Here is a 17,990-nt window from a genome sequence, read left to right as displayed (position 1 = left end):
TACCACGCTTACCACATTCCCGATTCCCGATTCCCGATTCCCTGGGGTATATAATATTCTCTAGGATTGCTATAATAAAAATCGATTAATCATTGGGAAGCATCTAACTGTCAAAGGTTTGCTGGGCTTAGGGTCTAGCACCAACATCAGCATAATTATAGTTACAGCGTTTTTCATAACTATGGGGTACACAGGATTGTTTACCAGATCCGCTGTTCCCTATTCTGTGCTCTTTTCCCCCCTGATTACGGTTAGGGGGGATCCCTATTAGCTGACTAACTCCTTGGGAAACTACCACCATGCCCCATAGAGGCAATCTCAACCGCCCAAAGCTTTTCCCTACCTTTAATACCAGTGTTAAGCAGTGCCTATGTTATTTCTTAGCACTGCTAGTAGCGGTACTTTTGATTGTTAACGGGAGTCATGCTCAAGAAAAGAAACCTGAGCTAGAATCCTGGCAGCTCAAAGGGATTGTGACAGCACTGGATGACCATGATCCCTTGGTATGGGTTGAAGCTTTGGACAAATTGTCTAGGTATAAATTGGATCAACTCAAGCCCCCCGTTGAGATTCCTAAACAGACAATTGACAAGATTGCAGACTTATTGGCCTATAAGCATAAGACCGACCATGATAGAAAGTCGGTTCAGTCCAAAGTCCGTGCTAGTGCAGTACAAGCTCTGGGGGAAATGGGAGCAGCGGCCTATAAGTATGCTCCCCAAATTGCTGAACTGTTAACCGACGAAGATAGTGATGTCAGTCTTAGTGCGGCATTGACTCTGGGGAAGATGGGAGCAACCGCCTCTGAGTACATTTCCAAAATTGCCAAACTTTTAATCGACTCAGATGGTAATGTCAGTCGTAGTGCGGCAAAAGCTCTGGGGCAGATGGGAGTAGCTAAGGACTACGCTCCCCAAATTGCCAAACTTTTAACCAACTCAGATACTGATAGTGATATCCGTGCTAGTGCGGCATCGGCTCTGGGGCAGATGGGAGTAGCTAAAGACTACGCTTCTCAAATCCTTCCACTTTTAACCGACTCAGATTCGAGTGTCGGTTCTAGTGCGGGATGGGCTCTGGGTCAGATGGGAGCCGCCGCCTCTGAATACTTTCCTCAAATCTTAGAACTTTTAACCGACGAAGATAGTGATGTCCGTTATAATGCCATCGAAGTTCTGGGGGAGATGGGAGCAGCAGCCTCTGAGTACTTTCCCCAAATCATTGAACGTTTAACTGACTCAGATTCGAGAGTCCGTTCTAATGCAGCATGGGCTATGAGTAAGATGGGAGCAGCCGCCTCTAAGTACGCTCGGCAAATCCTTCCACTTTTAACCCACTCAGATCGTGATGTCCGTTCAAGTGCGGCATCGGTTCTGGGTCAGATGGGAGCAGCTGCTTCTGAGTACATTCCCCAAATCGCCAAACTTTTAACCGACTCAGATAACCATATTCCTCATAGAGCGGCAGAAGCTTTGGGTCAGATGGGAGCAGCCGCCTCTGAGTATGTTCCCCAAATCCTTCCACTTTTAACCCACTCAGATGACCGTGTCCGTGCTAATGCGGCATATGCTTTGGCGGGGATGGGAGCAGCACCATCTCAGATAGCTCCCCAAATCCTACAACTTTTAACCGAATCAGATTGGAATGTCCATTATCATGCAGCATCCGCTCTGGGTGAGATGGGAGCAGCACCATCTGAGTATGCTCCCCAAATCATTCCACTTTTAACCGATTCAGATAGCTCGGTTCGTGATAATGCAGCAGAAGCTCTGGAGAAGATGGGACCATTACAGGTAAAACACTTACTTTCTGTATTAAATCAAGTTTACTGGTACCATCGAGAAGCACCAAGCCTGCGTTTTCTAGCCTATTTCCTCAGTGGTGGTGAAAAAGACTCAGTGCGCTTAATCCACTGGTTGGGCTCACCTGAGAAATATCCCCATGAAATTCAGGTCATCAATCACCAAGAAGGGTTGGAAGTTCTCAACCTATTTGCCGAAATCTGGGAAGATACTCAATCTCTGTCTAAACTGCGCAAAGACTTGGAAAGGCAGATTGCCATAGTTGTTGACAAGGTCAAGTGGGAACAAGCAGATATGGATCTGCTCAAGCAACACCACGATAATCTTAAGTCTATAGACTCCCAACTTGCTGCTGCCGTCAATGCTCAAATTGTTGCCTTAGAACGACAGCACCGGTTTCTGATTGCCTTTAAGGTTTGGCTAATCCATGTCAGTTGCTGGTTGTTTCTAATTATCATTTATCCTCGTTCTTCCCAAGTCCAAGGCCTAATCTGGAACTGGAAATTCCGCACCATTGTGGGCTTAGGCTATATCAGTCTTGCTCTGACCTGGATTCCCTGGTTGCGTTACCGATTACTGGCTCCCTTCCGGGAGGTGCTGGTGGCCGATGCTAGCTTAGATAGCTTCGATCCCCAGGCTTACTTTCCCAACTCTTACGTTAAAATTAGACGAGCCACCCATACCCAACCGATTCAAACCGCCATTGCCCAACTCCAGTCTCCCATCGTTCTGGAAGGGGAATCGGGACTGGGGAAATCGATGTTTCTCCGGAATTTAGTCAAAACCTCCGGGCGGCTGTCGGTTTACCTGCCAGCCAGCGAATGTGCCGCTGGTGTGGTGGAAGGGATTCAAACTAAATTGCCCATCGCTGCCCATGACCCTAAATTCCTACAAAGCCTGATTAACTACAATACCCTAGATATCTGCATTGACGGACTCAATGAAGTCAGCCCTGACACCAGGGCTACTATTAATACCTTTGTGGAGCATCACGTCCATGGGCATATTATCCTCACTACCCAACCCTTGGAATGGACACCCCCAGCCACGGCTAAAACCTACGTGCTGCAACCCCTGAAGCGCCAGCAAATTGCTGAGTTCCTCACCTCTCGTCAAGGGATTTTGCCCGAAGATGCCCCGGTATCCGGTGTAGAGTACGAGCAAGCCTGTGACGACTATCTGGCCACCCAACTCCACCAAACCCAATCCAAACAGGAGTTAACGGCAGTACGTCGGTTTCTCTCCAATCCCATGGATTTGACCTTGGTGGCGCAACTGTTGGCTCAGGGCAAAGACCCGGATTTGCTGAACTTGCAACAGCAGCAATATGAGATCATGGCAGAAGACTATCAACAGATTCACCTTTGTGCCTTTCCCCTGGCTGAATTTGCTGAAACCGTCTACCAGATGCGCCTCCATGATCAAATTACTATCCCAGAAGAGGGCTGCTTGGATGAGTTGCAGTGCATGGAACGCTATAAAATGGTATTAACTCGTCAGCAGAAGGATGCTTTTGGTGGTACCCATCGAGAATGGTACTTTCGCCACGATAAAATCCAGGAATACTTTATCGTCCAGACCTTCCTCAAAACCGAGAATCGAGAACGTCAGCACGAGCATTTGAGTGACCCCCGATTTCGCGGTGTCTACCTGCTGCTGGCCACCCTGTTGGAGGTTGACAAAGCTCTGGTATTACGGGAAGTCCTGATTCAATCGGCTGCCGAAACCAAAGACCATGCCGTCAGTGACCAGTTCATCCAGCGGTTTAATTCTCGCCAAGAGCTCACCCAAACCACCAACAACCATGGCGTGCTTGCCCTTTACCAGAAGCATTACCAAGACCTAATCGAAATTGCTAGACTACAAGCAAGCCGACTTATCACTGTTGAAAACAACGCCATGAGTGACTCAACGTCAGACTACCATCATTCCAACTATCACTCTAAATACGATCAACGTCAGTCTCAACATAGATTTAATAACTTTGTCGATGCGACTCAAAGTGAGTTTAATCAAGAAATTGATAGTCAAACTCAAAACAATTATGCCCCCGAGAAAAACCAAACCCTAAGTGAAGCCGCCGCTGAAATTCAAGGATTATTAAAACAATTAGAGCAAAGTAATCCCAATGCCACGGATTTAGAAAAGACAGCGTTTGTAAATATCGCCATTCCAGCAAGTACTAAACAACGGTTGCTTAGTGCCTTAGAAAGTGGTGGTAAAGAAGCCCTTAGGGAATTATTAGATAATCCCTATGTGAATGTGGGCATGGCGATTGTGGAAGGATGGCAGAATCCATAGTAGGGAGTAGGGAATATGTAAGCATTCAGCAGTGAGCGGTCAGCGGTCAGCTTATTTTATTCAAAAGCTGAATGCTGAATGCTGAATGCTGATAGCTGAATGCTGATAGCTGATAGCTAATAGCTGAATGCTTACAAATAGTCTAATGCCGAGAGGATATGGCCAAACTTTTGATTTAGAGTATCTATAGTTTCAGGTTTAAGATTATTTCTGAAATCTCCAGGAGTGATTTTACGTATGTGAGTATTGGGCTTGGCATTTTTGGGATCTACTTGATCAGATAATTGCTTAGACAAGCCGTTTATATCTTCTGAAGAAAGTTGAAACGGTTGAACAAACGAGGTGAACCAACTATCAAAGTTATCTACCATATCTTCATACTTGAGTAGATTAACACCAGGATGACCAATGAAGTGATTTAGATATTTTTCATATCTCTCAAAGTAATCATCACTGAAGGAAATCACAAACTTGTCTATTCCCCAAGAAAGCCACTCGTCTCGAATCGATTTCTTTATGCCTCCGTGAGTTTTTGTCCAAGAAAAGAACATTGAATTCAGACCATCTCTGGGATCTCGTAGGTGTAGGTTTACAAAACAGCTATCTAAGTCTATCTCTAGGGGACGACGTATAGGGCCAATACACCCTGTATCTATATAATTAAACTCAGCAAGAGCTGACTGGCAACAATTTACTTTAAAGTCTTGAAAATATAATAAACTATCACTTAACTCTTTATTATTGGGAGAATAGTATTTCAGTTGAGCCAAAGCACAAGCTTCTAAAGTTATTCTGTGCAATAACATTGAACCTGCTTTATGTACTGTAAAAACAGCTATTTTGGTGACTGGTTTCATAATATAATTTAAGTATAGCGGTTTTTAATTAGGTGAGGTACATTTTTTTATGGAACAGGGAATCGGGAATCGGGAATCGGGAATCGGGAATCGGGAATCGGGAATCGGGAAGAAGGTAAAAATTTTTTGTACCTCATTAGGCTAAAAACCGCTAGATTAATTAAATCATAATCTCGGCTATATATTGCATAATTCTGGATGTTGTAGACTGCCAACACCATTGTGGGTGCATCTCAATGCATCCACAAACACTCTTCGGCAATAGAAGTATAATATCATGTTATGACATTACCCTTAATATAGCGGTTTTCAATTAGGTGAGGTACAAATTCTTGGGTTTTAGGGAGCAGGTAAGAGGCAAGAGGCAAGAGGCAATAGGCAATAGTCCCCATCTCCCCATCTCCCCATCTCCCCATCTCCCCATCTCCCCCTCATAAGGGTAGGTTTTTTACAAAGACCTCAGGTGTGGGGTGTGGGGGATAAGACAATGTACTTAATTTGTCGTTCAAAATCATCGCTTCTTCAGGTGCGACCCGTGGCGAATTTAATTCGCCAAGGTCAAGCGCACCTAAGTTGTTTTCCTTTTCCTCTCCCTCTGGGTCGCCCCATGTTTTACCCTAATGTAAAAAACCTACCCCTGTGAGCCACCCTCCCCACACTTCCCACACTTCCCACACTTCCCACCCTCCCGACTCCCTACTCCCGATTCCCTACTCCCCACTCCCAATCAAACTCAGAAGATAACCTCCACTACCAAGTCGTCATAGTCTAAGTCACCACCACCAAAGGTATCCTCGAAGCTAAACTGATTGTCCCCTAGTAAGCGGACGTGATCAAATTGATCAGGGTTAGCAGGCAAGAAACTAAAGTAGGCATTCAGACCGGAACCCTGCTGATTCGTTGGATTCTGAGTCAGGAACTCCTCAACAGTGCCATTAGCAATTAGGAACGGAGCTAACAGTACTCCACCGGATAGCCCACTGGCTAAATCTACCTGATTGGAGACTGCAAGCTCTGCATAACCGGCATCACCGGGGTTGAGATTACCAATTTTACCACTAGCATCATCAACCTGATAAAAGCCAAAGCTATTCTCAAACACTGCTTGACTACTAACCACAAACTCAGGTGTTACTGTTCCAGTCACATCGGTTAAATCCAACAGCTCCACTTGCCCTTGAATCTGGGGACTCCCTATCCCTACAGTAGGAGTTAAAGCCGAAGCGTCTTGAACCGTTACCACTAAATCATCAAAGTCTTGGTCATCAGCATCTTCAAAGTTTAACGTCAAGACACCGTCGCTATTGGTCTCGGTTTGGATATGGTCTAAACCATCGCTATTGAAAGCAGCATCACCGAAGAATACAGAAACATTTTCTCCTGCTAGCACGGCCTCTCTGGTGCTATTTTGTACTAGGTAAAATCCTAATTGATCCCCTACATCAAAATTATTAATTAGACGACTAGTTTGACCACTATCTTCCGGATTTAGCAGCACAGAGAAAATAGTCTGAGCATTAGATAGAGCCGCTTCCACATAGCCTTCCTGACCAGGAGCAATACCATTAACTGTACCTTGGTCATTATCCGTGACAAACACCCCAATTTCATTGACATTAGTAGCGTTTCGACTAATAAAGGTGAATAGGAGTTGAGCGTTGCCAGTGGTGTCACTAGTGATAGTAAAAGTATTGTTAGGGTTCTGAGTCAGAGTCGAAGGAACAAAGGTAGGGATCGAGTTAACAGTAATATCAACAGTCGCTGTATCAAGGCCGCCGTTGCCATCAGATACCTGATCGATCAAGCTATCATTCCCACTGAAATCTGGATCAGGAGTATCAGTAATAACGTCATCATTAGTATTATCCAAGGTACCGTTATTGTTAACCACAGCAGTACCATCTGGTGCATCATTTACAGGAGTAACAGTAATGTTAACGGTAGCGGTGTCAGCAGGGTTAACCCCATCGTTTAACTGATAAGTAAAACTATCCGGTCCATTGTAGTCGGGATTCGGAGTGTAAGTAATAACGTCATCGGTTAGATCATCAGGAGTACCATTGTCATCTACTACTGCACTACCATTACTGGGATCACTAATAACCGTTAGAGTGCTATCTCCCTCAGTATCGGTGTCATTATCTAAGACGTTAATGTTAACGGTTGTATCTTCAGTAGTCGTGGCCGTATCATCTACAGCTATCGGGAGTTCGTTGGTCAGGTTGAATTCAATATAGTCAAATCGGATGAATTCATCACCATCAGCGGTACCTTTAACCTCGATCAGGTCTCCATTACGGATAAACGTGCTAGAGCTAATCTGCAAAGGGACGAAAGTGGAGGCTTCGGGGATACCGCTAGCAGTAGAGGCAGGATTATTAAGAGTGATTGTGGGAAAGACGGTACTGCCAATCCTGACATCGATTGTGCTTTCTCCATCTATTTCGTCAAAGATGCCAATGATTACTTCATAGCTACCAGTGGGCTGATTAAAGCTTGTGCTAGCAGTACCAGGGGGGAAAGCAGTATTATTAACAGCATCAAATAGACTGATTAGTGCGCCCCCGGAGGCATCAGGATTAGGAGTAGTTACAAAGTTAGTTATACTAGATAAATTTTCGGCTTCAATTCTCGTCATAGTGTTGTAGTCTCCAACCTTTATCTGTGTTTCAAGCTCTGGTAATTTTATTTGGTAATTTTATTTGGGCAGCAAGTAATACCCTAGCAAGTTTATATCCACTCAATCCCCAGGATATGGATACCCTTTACAGAAGACATCTCCAAAAATTAACCTCAAACCCTTGCACTGCCTGGGTCAAAACCGAGTTTCTGGAGATGTCTAGAGTCATGGGAAAGAGTATAATACTATGCTAAACCTTCACAAAAGCACCGATTATTACAGCTAATCAAAAATCTGATAAATCGGCCGCTGTATTAGTTACATGGTTTTGATTTTCCGTGTTTCAAAACCTATCTAAATTCCGTAGATGCTCCACCAAAATTCTTTTGCTGACATAGTCTCATAACTATACTATAGTCTTCCCCCAAGAGCTTGAGTTTTTGCGGTCAAACAATTCCTTTATTCATTCATGACATGAATTGGATATTATGTCACCATGGAATGTAGTAATTTTATCAAAACTTTATCCTATTGTTACGGATATGAGAATTGGTCAATATTTTCGATGACTAGAGAATAATTAATGCGATCGCTCTTAGCGGAAGCTTCGCTTCATCGCGCTGCAGGTAGGGAATAGGAAACAGGGAATAGGGAACTTCTGATCAGGGAAAGAGAGGGAGGTGTGGGAAGTGTGGGGAGATGGGGAGATGGGGAGATGGGGAGATGGGGAGATGGGGAGATGGGGATTGATATCAGCAACTGGCTGCCCAAAACGGCGCTGCATTCTTTCGTCCCTTGAATTTGTAAACACCATTACACGCATTTTTAATAATTATACGGGTATAAACAATACCCAAAATCTACTTTATATATACTTTATATAACTATTATGATTTTTTTTATAGCGTTTCTCATAGTCATGATGTACAGAGTTTTTTTCCTATTCCCTATTCCCGATTCCCTATTCCCTATTACCTATTACCTATTCCCGATTCCCGATTCCCTATTCCCGATTCCCTATTACCTATTCCCGATTCCCGATTCCCGATTCCCGATTCCCGATTCCCGATTCCCGATTCCCTATTCCCAGAGCCGCTGTTACCTATTCCCAGAGCCGCTGTTACCTGTTCCCGAAAATCCCAAAATTATGTACCTCACCTAATTAAAAAATGCTAGATATCACAACATACATATAACTATCCATAAAATAACTAATATAAAAATATTGAGTTTATCTTTCATCGAAAACTAATCCATTAGGTAATCGAACCATAGGTTTTATTATAAACATGGCTTAGGCAGTAATTATACTGGTAAGGTGCCTTAATAACGTAACCTACTACTTATGGCATTTGGAGTGATAGCCTTTAGAGTGATAGGGTTTCGAGTCCAGTTTTGGGTAAGTCCTAAGCAAAAATGATTATTTTATAAATCTTGAACTTTTATAAATCTTGAAAATTGATAGCTATATAGCCTTTATATTTGAGTTGTGAACATACTCCCAAAGGCCAAGAGGCAAGAGGCAAGAGGCATCCATGCTAGAGGGGAAACAGCTCCGGAGTTTTATTGTCCAATAAAAAAAAGACCATACAGGTTTACATCTCATTTGTAAACGCTATATAACGTCTCTACATGTAAGCAATCAGCTAACGCACCAAGGGCTTTAGCTGATTGCCCTTGGCTAAATACTTAGGTAATTGAAATTACGTATTTAAACATAACTTTGCCAACTGGGATCAGTTACTGGCTCAAGCCTCTCCAGGCGATCGAACCCATTAGCATTCATCAGCCAGACACTATTTTGTCCATCGTCGAGATTGCGCCAGAGGATATCATCGACACCATTATCATCAATGTCGAGGGTACCATGGATTACCTCCTGACCACTACTGATTGGTGAGGAGATCAACACTGATTCAATGTACTGAGTCCCTTCCATCCTCCAATAGTAAATAGTTTGCTCTTGAGTATTGCGCCAGATAATATCCCCATCACCATCTCCATCCAAGTCTCCCGCTGCCCTCATTTCCCAAATACTAGTGACTGGTTCCGATTGAATGAACACCTCCTGAGCCACAGTAGTGCCATTCATGAGCCAGACTTTATTTTCCCCAGTGGAAGTATTGCGCCAGAGAATATCCTCTTGATTATCACTGTTAAAATCTTCGGTGCCACGAATTTCCCAGTCCAGGTCTGGAGTTGGGGTGATGGACACTGCATTCTGAAACACCGATCCTGCCATCAACCAGATGCCAGTTTCACCAGTAGAGGTATTACGCCAGAGAAGATCCTGTTGTTGATCAGCGTTGAAATCCCCTGCACCCTGCATTTGCCAAGGACTGTCCGCTGCTTCTGTTGGTGAATGAATTGTTACGGCTTGAGCTAAGTCGAGACCATCCATCAGCCAAGCACCATTGACTCCGGTCTCGTCATTACGCCAGAAAATAGTCACACTCTCGCTGATAGTGGATTGGTCATTGTCGGTAATGGTGAAAGTGGCACTGGGAGTCTCACCTAATTGATAGTCGGGACTATTCTCAAGGGTAATAATGACAGTTTCTTCCCCTTCTGCTATACCATCGGCAATTGGGGTAAGCTTGAGATCTACTGACTCCTGACCTTCTGGAATAGTAACGGTACCAGTTAGGATGGGCTTGTAATCTGAGGGGCTAGCGGTGCCACTGACCGTGTAAGTTACCTCTAGGCTTTGACTAATGTCTCCGGTACGGGTGATGGTAATACCACCACTTTTTGGCACAGTTTCGGCTAATGTGCCATCAGTAGGGGTAATGGTAAGTTCAGGAAAAGTAATAACTGGGCCAGCTTCCACTGCTGGTGTTATTTCAATAACGTCGATCCGCGCTAGTTCATCGGTTTGATTCCCCAAACTATCCGCCACGGCAGAGATTTCAATCTGATCCCCTGGAGTCAGTGCTACGTCTTCAAAGATGGGATTAGGATTGGATAAACCATCAAATATAGAACCAGTCAACCCGATATAATTACCAGAATTGGGTGTGTCTATGGGTGGATTGCCCTTTTCTCCTGGGTTTTTATTGAAAATATATCTACTAATTGGGATACTGTTGACACGAAGTGTCAGGGTAGCTCTGCCATCTGATTCATCAAAATGGGCAATATTAAAATTATAGTTACCAGCAGGACCGTCAGCTTCTGTCCAGGTTAAACGAATGAATGCTGGTTCACTAGTATTGGTTTTGGGAATCTCGATAGCTTGGCCACCGGAAGCAATGTCACTATCAAAAACTATGTAGTTCTCTAGACTCAGCCTAGTTGTGTCTTCTGCCTCAAATGTTGGCATAATTACTATTATCCTCTCCTTTTTAGGGAATAGGGAACAGGGAATAGGGAATAGTAGGAAAGAGCTCCGAGTAGTTTTTGGTGTTATGATAAATCCCTATTGGAGTACATGAAATATTTTCAAAAGTTATATAATAACGATTGCTAGATTGGATATGAAACTTTTTTAAATCGAAATATTTTTAACTTTTACTTAACTAAATAATGGCTGATTATTGGATAATAGCTAAAAGTATGTATTCCTACTCGCTATAGTATAGCAAGGGAAGTATAGTTTAGGACATAGTCTTTTAGTTGAAAGGGACTTCGGAGCAGGTAGCAGAAGATGTCTTAAGCTTTACTTCGACTGCTATAATGGGAATTTTTTTATCAATTACCATTACTATAGATGACATAATTATGATTCGATGTCACTAAAAAATCACTTACTTCATCAAATCTTTACAGTTTTTTTTCCGGATTAATTTCTAGTCTTCACGTTTATACAGCGGTTTGCAATTCAAGGTACAAACTTCTCGGTTTTTAGGGACTTCGGAGCAGGGAGCAGGGACTGAGGCCGTGGGCCACGCGGGGCGCGTTCGGAAGAGGGAAGAGGGAAGAGGGAAGAGGGAAGAGGGGAAAAAATCCTGTGTACCTGATAGTTATGCAAACCGCCGTATCTCTGGTTTACATCTCTATTTGTTGGTGAGAAGCGACGGAAAACGGCCAACAGACAGAGTTCAGGGAGGGAGGAATAAAATAGAGACTTTGGGGCAGTATTCAATCGGGTTTGTGATCAATCCCAGGGTACCGGAATTGATATCATCAGGTGATGTAAGCTATCAGCTGATACGCGACACGCTGATAGCTGAGGTTGTTTACTTGAGGTCTGATCAACAGACGTTTGTTGTGGGCTTCTTAAAGGATAATGTGCTACTTCTGAGTAATGGGCTGCTGGACACAGTTGAGCATACGCAGAGTAGCAGCAGCGGCATAGTTCCGGCGTGCTTGAGAATCGGGCAAGAAAGCGTTACCCCTTTCGTTGAGGGGAGATGCCACTTGGCAGTAGGCAGACATTTCAGAAATCAGAGCAACAGCCCAGTGACCTTCGGTGTCGGAAAATTGTGTGACTGACTCAGTAGAAACGAGTACCCCTGGCTGCCCTTGCAGGCTTTTGGCAAATTCAGCAGCTTTTTTTTGTACTGCCATCAATTCGGCGCGAGTTACGGACTTATTTGGTCGGAAGGTGCCATCAGGATAGCCACTAACAATGTTGTTGTCCCTCGCCCATTGAATTTTGGCAGCACTCCAGCGCCCAGCCTCAACATCCCGATAGGGCCGTCCTGATGCTTGAGTGGGGACAGTAATAGTAGCACCTGGCAGTTTACCTAAGCCTTCAATCACCATAGACACGAGTTGTTCTCTGGTGAGAAACCCTTGGGGTCTGAAGGTATTGTCCTGAAATCCAGCAATAAATCCCATTGCTACAGCTTTTTCAATTTCTGAGCCATAGACATCATTAGCAATATCCCGAAATTTAGAGGTTTCCCGTGGCGGAAGTGGGGGAAGCTTGGATGGATCAGTACTTCCTGTGTTACCTAGGGGTGTATTAGTAGCAAGGTAGACGTGACCTAGCTCTTTGCCATTGAACATTCTCTTGGCAAATTCCCAACCGGGCTGGAGAAAAATTTTCATAAAGCCCTGGCTAATACCACCAGTTCTGCCGATGATTACTTCAGGAGCTTTACGATCAAGGCGGTGCTTACCCACTAGCAACAGTTCACCATTACGCTCAACAATGCTGAGGATGTAATCGAGTCCTAAGTCTTCACCCGCCATGCGCATGGAATAGCCATTGCTATCAGTACTACGTCCGCAAATGCCAGTAAAGTCAAAGTTCAACAGCAGTGGGTCTACGATCACTGGGTTAGTACCACTCTCGCTCCAACAGGCTCGCTTGTTGGATTTTTGCTCTATGATCAGCAGTTGATGGGAATTTGCACCAAAGGGTTGAGCTACAGCAATAAACTTGCCTTGTTCAACTTGTTTTTGCTCGAAGGTAGCGGCGGAGGTCTGGTTGCCAAGACTGATTGTTGAGAAGGCAGTGGCTAGGGCAACGGTGGCGAAGGTGGCTAGTTTTTGTGGTAATTTTTGTCTTAAAGAATTTTTCATCGAATTTTCGCGCCTCCTTTTAGTAGTTGACAAGTAAGCCCGTGGAGCGTTTGAGTAATCGGACTTTCCGGGCTGAGAATTGTCCGATTCTTTTCCAGTTGCTATTGCTCACTGAAACTTGTGTTGCCGTATCGCCACTGATCCACCCTCGGTAGGTCTGACCCGCTTTTACAGCTTCCACGTAGTCGCCTTTACGGAAACCGTGGCGAGTGGTGGTTCCTCCGTACTTTCGGCGTTTACCGCCCTTGGAAAATTGGAGTAGGTGGAGTTGACGACGGCTAATTGGCGGTCGGGAAACCACGGCGAAAGGTGCAAGGGTGACCACAGCCACGGTGGGGGTCACGACTTTACCGTTGCGGTAGTACTGGGTCTTGACCTTTCGGAAGGGGAAGGATGCCAAGGCTATACCGTCGTTGGCGTGAGTCTCAGCCGTCTGACGACTCTTATCGGTCTTGTCTTTGGTTAACCCCAACCCTTTTCGTGCCATTGAGGTCTCCCATCCCATCTTTTGGGTGACGGGGACCGTGAATGTTGCCTCAAGGCGTTGGATGGATTGGTATTGCCCCACCATCACTGGAGAGAAAGCTTTTGTCCCTTTGGCTTTGACCACTTCATAGACGATCTGGCTAATGGGATAAAGCTCGAATAACTCACTGACCACACGAAACTCTAAATCACGGTTGGCTTTGATGGATGGGGGAAGCTTTTTGGCTAGCCGATTCTCAAAGCGCTTCTGTCTGTGAGCGCGTTGGTCGTAGGGAATTTTGTGGTTAATCCGACGGCTACGGCGAGTTCGCCGCATCATGCCTCGGGTATCGATCCGGTCTCTGACCTTGGGATAGGGTAGTACCAGATGACCCGTCCAGAGGGTGGCTTGGGCTGACTGGACAGCCAAGCCAGTGAACATTTTGCCGGGGTCAATCCCCACAGCAATCGACTGAGTTTCCTCCCCTGATGGTTCAGCTACTAGTTGAATCGCAAAGATGTCGAGGGCGTTAGGGTAGATGATGGCTTTACCTTCTTTAACCCAACGTCTCGCTCTAGAGGCTTTTGTCGGCATTAAGGGTTGTCCATTTGGTGAAATTACTGGGACTCGTAACATGGAGATAATCCTCACGAGTAAAGTGTTTGGGGGTTACCCGTCCCTTCGGTCACCTCATTCAAGATGTCCTTTCAGCAAGCGACTGACAACACAGTCTTACAGTGGTACGGACTGGGGAAGTATCCGTACGTGCGTACCAGAATGAGGCTCGATGACCTAGTCAAACCTGGGAGAGTTAGTTGTCTCTCCAAGCCCCAACCTGGCCGTAGGCCACGCTACGCGAACAACGCAGTAGGTTGGGGTTATTGACACTACTTACCTGTGTATTTCAGCATCTGTACTGAGCTTTTAGGATTTGTCAATTTTAAGACAACTGCTTCAAGCTATAATGATTAACTTTCAGATTAAATGTTTCTGGTTCTAATGGTTTAAGTTTTATTTTTGATTAATAAAATTTGAGCAAAAGTAGCTAAGGACACTAATATCAGTGTGAAGCTGGCGAAACTATCACAAGGTTTTCGAGCCTGAGGGTTATCTCTAAGCATGATGGGATCAAGGCTGAAAATCCGTCGGAGGTCGCTAGAATGTTATTTAATATTGCTGGTGTAGGGACTGGGTTAGGAATTCTAACCCTATTGGTATTTGGGCTGTTGCAATGGTTGCACATCAGTACTGGTCATTTCCTGGATTGGGTGATTGGTGTGGCTAGCTTTTGGTGGCTGTTGGTGATTGTGACAGTGCCATGGAATGTCCACTTGGAAGCTAGGGAAGTTTTAGCAGAGGGGTCGGCTTCCAGGGAAAATGAGATTGCGGTTGACCCGAAGCAATTAGACTATGTGAAAATGATAGCTAAGCGATCGCTAACCGTAGCAATCGCCCTTCACGTGTTATCTGCTGTGGGTCTTTACATGCTTGCTGCTACTGGGATTAGTGCTGTGGGCTACGTCAGTTCGGGAGCAGCTTTGCTTTTAACTGCTTTGCGTCCAGCGGTACGTTTTTACCAGTATTTAGCAGCTCGATTAAGGATGATCCGGCAAGAGTTTACCTATCCTCGCCGAGATGTAATGGAACTACAGAATCGTTTTGAAGCTCTCGAAAGAAGTGTCAAAGGTCTACAAGAGCAACTAGACCCACAAGAACCTTACTCTTGGGTGGCAACCCATCAGCGTTACTGGGAAGAGACTCGTAAAGGCTTAGCCCAACTTGAAGCATCCATGGCACAACTGGAAGCTAATAACAATGCGGAACACCAACGTTTAGCTCGGGATTCTGAAAATGCGATCGCACAATTAACTACAGATAGTCAATTTCTGGATAATGTCCGAGAAATTATTCGGTTTTTCAAGACAGCTTAGCAGTTATAGCGCTACGGGCAGGGAATCGGGAATCGGGAATCGGTAATCGGGAATCGGGATTAAACCAAGTTAGATGCTTCATATAAACGCCTGACAACGGCGATAATTCGCTTACCGTAATCTAAATCAGCTGACCAGCGTCCACTGAGCTGCCCAACTAAGGGAGCAATCCCTCGGGTAACGAAGCGAAACCGGGGATCGACCAAGGGTTGGACTAGGGGTTCCTGACTGGCGTAGGCTTTCAAGTGTTGGATATGGGCACGTACTCCAATTCTAGCGCTAGGAAAAGTCGCTTCTTCATCACTAGTCACTGCTCCCAAACCACCAAAATTATTCTGCTCAGGTCTAAGGCGATCGCTAAAGCGTAGGAAGTTAGTTTCTACACAAGCTTGGGAAAAGGCAATGTCATAGTTGACTCCCTCTACGGAGGCTTCTTCTCGATAGAGCCTAGGTAGGTCAGGAAACTCAGTCAGGGCGTTCTGATTATTGTTTTTAAGAAATATCTGTAACTGGACTTCGGAGGTGCTACCATGACCCATGATCCGGTCAATCAGACCTGGACAGATTTTCTGGGAAATTGAGCGCAAAATCACAGTGCGGGTGGCAGTATCCCAACCGACAAAGATGTCATAATCCCTTAGTTCAATGGCCTTAACATAAACGACTCCCCGATATTGCACACGACGGACATTCTCGGCGGTGGTCAAATCCACTCCTAGGCGATCGGCTAGGTCAATGGGAATGTAAGAATTGCTATTGATTAGAACACCTCGATCATCGTAAGTCTGATTATTGATTTTAATATCAATGATGGGATAAACGGGATTGAATTCATCGGGTGGTTGTTCACCAGAAATCAAACTACTCCATTGGGCAAGTCCATCAGCTATGCCTCTGGCCATGTCACGACGTCGATTCTGGAGCAGAGCACGGTCTTGGGGATTAGTCAAAAAGCCAACTTCGAGCAGTAGGGAGGGAAGGATAACATCACGGCAAAAGGCAAGACGGCCAACACCTGAGTCCGTATCAGGCTTTGCTCCTCGATTCGGCAGTTCAGGAAGGCGTGTGATCAAATAGCGCAGCATTAGTTCAGCATGCTTCTTGCGCTCAGTGTTATTGAAAATGTAGAAGGCAGAGGCACCTCGGATGTTAGGATTGGAAAAGGCGTCAGCATGAATCTCTAACGCTACATCACCAAAACGAGCACGGTCATTAATCCATTGAATTGTCTGCTTTAAACTCAATTCATCAGGAACAGATAATACTTCAAACCGACGCGATCGCAATTCTGGCACCACCAGATCTCGCAGCCGAATCATTTCTTCGGCTTCCGTTGTCCCACCGGCAATCGCCCCTGGGTCACGACCACCACGTTCCATGCCACCGTGACCTGCTGAAATAAATATACGTCCCATGTCTTGCTTTTTGCCCTTAGCCCTTAATTGAGCACTTGCTCTCTCCAGGATAAGGATTTAGTTTCCCTATGGCTAGGGGAAGTTGGACTGGACAAATCATCCCACCAATAGGCAATAGCAAGCAATAACCACAGCAAAATGGATGGATGAATAATAGTAAGCATTCAGGCATCAGCGTGTCGCGTATCAGCTATTAGCCAAAAGCCTGTGGGCACAGTGATTGATGCTTTTGAATAAAATAAGCTGACGGCTGACAGCTGACGGCTGAGTGCTTACGAATAATAAACAATGAATAGTATGATTGCTTAGCTTGAGCAACACCCGGAAAATCATAGCTTTTAGCAAACTATATATCAATGGCGAATCAAACCTTTGGACTAGACAACCAGCTTTACGACTACTTGAAATGTGTTTCTGTAAGAGAGCCAGAAGTTTTGACCCAGCTTAGGCTGGAAACAGCACAGCATTCTATGGCTAGGATGCAAATAGCTCCTGAACAGGGGCAGTTTATGGCCTTACTCGTGCAGTTGATGGGAGCCAAGAAAACTCTAGAGGTGGGGGTATTTACAGGCTATAGTGCTTTAGCTGTAGCCTTAGCTTTGCCACCAGAGGGCCTGGTGGTTGCTTGTGATATCAGTGAGGAGTATACTGCGATCGCACGTCGCTACTGGCAACAAGCTGGAGTAGCTGACAAAATTGACCTGCGAATTGCGCCAGCACTGGACACTCTGGATAGGTTGCTGAAAGAGGGACAGGCAGGTACATTTGATTTTGCCTTCATTGATGCCGATAAACGGAACTACGAAAACTATTACGAGCAGGCACTGAAACTGGTGCGTAATGGTGGACTAATTGCTGTGGATAATGTTTTATGGTCGGGGCGAGTAGCGGATCCTGAGGTAGTCGATAACATAACTAAGGCAATTCGAGCATTTAATCAAAAGCTCTATCAAGACCAACGGGTAAACCTTAGTTTGGTACCAATTGCTGATGGATTGACCCTAGCACTAAAGAATTGACACTCCCCGTCCTGTAAGAACGGGGATTCTTGGATCAACGACTCGTCTTGCGTGGGCCAGGTCGTAACCAGGAACAGTAGAGGACAAATCTCCCCGAGCGTTTAGAT

At 45.1% G+C, this 17,990-nt stretch carries 11 protein-coding genes and 1 pseudogene; 3 read left to right on the top strand and 9 right to left on the bottom strand.

Annotated elements, in window-relative coordinates; genetic code table 11:
* Positions 1–299 precede the first annotated feature (299 nt).
* On the top strand, positions 300–4,103 hold the full coding sequence (locus F6K63_RS02760) for a HEAT repeat domain-containing protein (protein ID WP_287310656.1): 3,804 nt from the start codon (positions 300–302) through the stop codon (positions 4,101–4,103).
* Positions 4,104–4,234: 131 nt separating this feature from the next.
* Here F6K63_RS02760 and F6K63_RS02755 read toward each other — a convergent pair whose 3' ends face one another.
* The 8 genes and pseudogenes from F6K63_RS02755 to F6K63_RS02720 form a co-directional block, all read right to left on the bottom strand.
* Positions 4,235–4,960 (bottom strand): hypothetical protein, encoded by a 726-nt coding sequence (locus F6K63_RS02755; protein ID WP_008187162.1) that lies wholly within the window; start codon positions 4,958–4,960, stop codon positions 4,235–4,237.
* A gap of 275 nt (positions 4,961–5,235) precedes the next feature.
* Complete coding sequence (locus F6K63_RS02750; RefSeq protein ID WP_008187160.1) at positions 5,236–5,376, bottom strand: hypothetical protein; 141 nt, start codon at positions 5,374–5,376, stop codon at positions 5,236–5,238.
* A 317-nt stretch (positions 5,377–5,693) separates the two neighbouring features.
* Positions 5,694–7,598 (bottom strand): DUF4114 domain-containing protein, encoded by a 1,905-nt coding sequence (locus F6K63_RS02745; RefSeq protein ID WP_008187159.1) that lies wholly within the window; start codon positions 7,596–7,598, stop codon positions 5,694–5,696.
* Positions 7,599–8,175: 577 nt separating this feature from the next.
* The gene (locus F6K63_RS02740; protein WP_287310654.1) at positions 8,176–8,364 is read right to left on the bottom strand and encodes a hypothetical protein; all 189 of its coding nucleotides are present in this window, start codon (positions 8,362–8,364) and stop codon (positions 8,176–8,178) included.
* 92 nt (positions 8,365–8,456) lie between these two features.
* Positions 8,457–8,692, bottom strand: a pseudogene (locus F6K63_RS37585) (hypothetical protein).
* Positions 8,693–9,291: 599 nt separating this feature from the next.
* Positions 9,292–10,902 (bottom strand): FG-GAP-like repeat-containing protein, encoded by a 1,611-nt coding sequence (locus F6K63_RS02730; RefSeq protein WP_008187157.1) that lies wholly within the window; start codon positions 10,900–10,902, stop codon positions 9,292–9,294.
* Positions 10,903–11,813: 911 nt separating this feature from the next.
* Positions 11,814–13,052, bottom strand: coding sequence for a DUF3747 domain-containing protein (locus tag F6K63_RS02725; RefSeq protein WP_008187156.1), 1,239 nt, complete (start codon positions 13,050–13,052; stop codon positions 11,814–11,816).
* A gap of 19 nt (positions 13,053–13,071) precedes the next feature.
* Complete coding sequence (locus tag F6K63_RS02720; protein ID WP_008187154.1) at positions 13,072–14,154, bottom strand: RRXRR domain-containing protein; 1,083 nt, start codon at positions 14,152–14,154, stop codon at positions 13,072–13,074.
* Between the two features lie 524 nt (positions 14,155–14,678).
* Between F6K63_RS02720 and F6K63_RS02715 the strand changes: the two genes are divergently transcribed.
* Positions 14,679–15,449: a hypothetical protein gene (locus tag F6K63_RS02715; RefSeq protein ID WP_008187150.1), complete on the top strand. Its 771-nt coding sequence runs from the start codon at positions 14,679–14,681 to the stop codon at positions 15,447–15,449.
* Between the two features lie 59 nt (positions 15,450–15,508).
* Here F6K63_RS02715 and tftA read toward each other — a convergent pair whose 3' ends face one another.
* The gene (gene tftA, locus F6K63_RS02710) at positions 15,509–16,864 is read right to left on the bottom strand and encodes a hormogonium tapered terminus morphoprotein TftA (protein ID WP_008187147.1); all 1,356 of its coding nucleotides are present in this window, start codon (positions 16,862–16,864) and stop codon (positions 15,509–15,511) included.
* A 356-nt stretch (positions 16,865–17,220) separates the two neighbouring features.
* On the opposite strand from tftA, the gene F6K63_RS02705 reads away from it, so the two are divergent.
* Positions 17,221–17,883 carry a class I SAM-dependent methyltransferase gene (locus F6K63_RS02705; RefSeq protein ID WP_008187144.1) on the top strand — a complete coding sequence of 221 codons (663 nt, stop codon included), beginning with the start codon at positions 17,221–17,223 and terminating at the stop codon, positions 17,881–17,883.
* The last annotated feature ends 107 nt before the right edge of the window (positions 17,884–17,990 follow it).

This window comes from Moorena sp. SIO1G6, from assembly GCF_010672795.1.
Taxonomy (GTDB): Bacteria; Cyanobacteriota; Cyanobacteriia; order Cyanobacteriales; family Coleofasciculaceae; genus Moorena; species Moorena producens.
This window is presented reverse-complemented; position numbering and strand designations above follow the sequence as displayed.

Coding starts and splice junctions, on each gene's coding strand:
- F6K63_RS02760 (WP_287310656.1), top strand. CDS start 300: ATGCCCCATAGAGGCAATCTCAACCGCCCAAAGCTTTTCCCTACCTTT.
- F6K63_RS02755 (WP_008187162.1), bottom strand. CDS start 4,960: ATGAAACCAGTCACCAAAATAGCTGTTTTTACAGTACATAAAGCAGGT.
- F6K63_RS02750 (WP_008187160.1), bottom strand. CDS start 5,376: ATGGGGAGATGGGGAGATGGGGAGATGGGGACTATTGCCTATTGCCTC.
- F6K63_RS02745 (WP_008187159.1), bottom strand. CDS start 7,598: ATGACGAGAATTGAAGCCGAAAATTTATCTAGTATAACTAACTTTGTA.
- F6K63_RS02740 (WP_287310654.1), bottom strand. CDS start 8,364: ATGCAGCGCCGTTTTGGGCAGCCAGTTGCTGATATCAATCCCCATCTC.
- F6K63_RS02730 (WP_008187157.1), bottom strand. CDS start 10,902: ATGCCAACATTTGAGGCAGAAGACACAACTAGGCTGAGTCTAGAGAAC.
- F6K63_RS02725 (WP_008187156.1), bottom strand. CDS start 13,052: ATGAAAAATTCTTTAAGACAAAAATTACCACAAAAACTAGCCACCTTC.
- F6K63_RS02720 (WP_008187154.1), bottom strand. CDS start 14,154: ATGTTACGAGTCCCAGTAATTTCACCAAATGGACAACCCTTAATGCCG.
- F6K63_RS02715 (WP_008187150.1), top strand. CDS start 14,679: ATGTTATTTAATATTGCTGGTGTAGGGACTGGGTTAGGAATTCTAACC.
- tftA (WP_008187147.1), bottom strand. CDS start 16,864: ATGGGACGTATATTTATTTCAGCAGGTCACGGTGGCATGGAACGTGGT.
- F6K63_RS02705 (WP_008187144.1), top strand. CDS start 17,221: ATGGCGAATCAAACCTTTGGACTAGACAACCAGCTTTACGACTACTTG.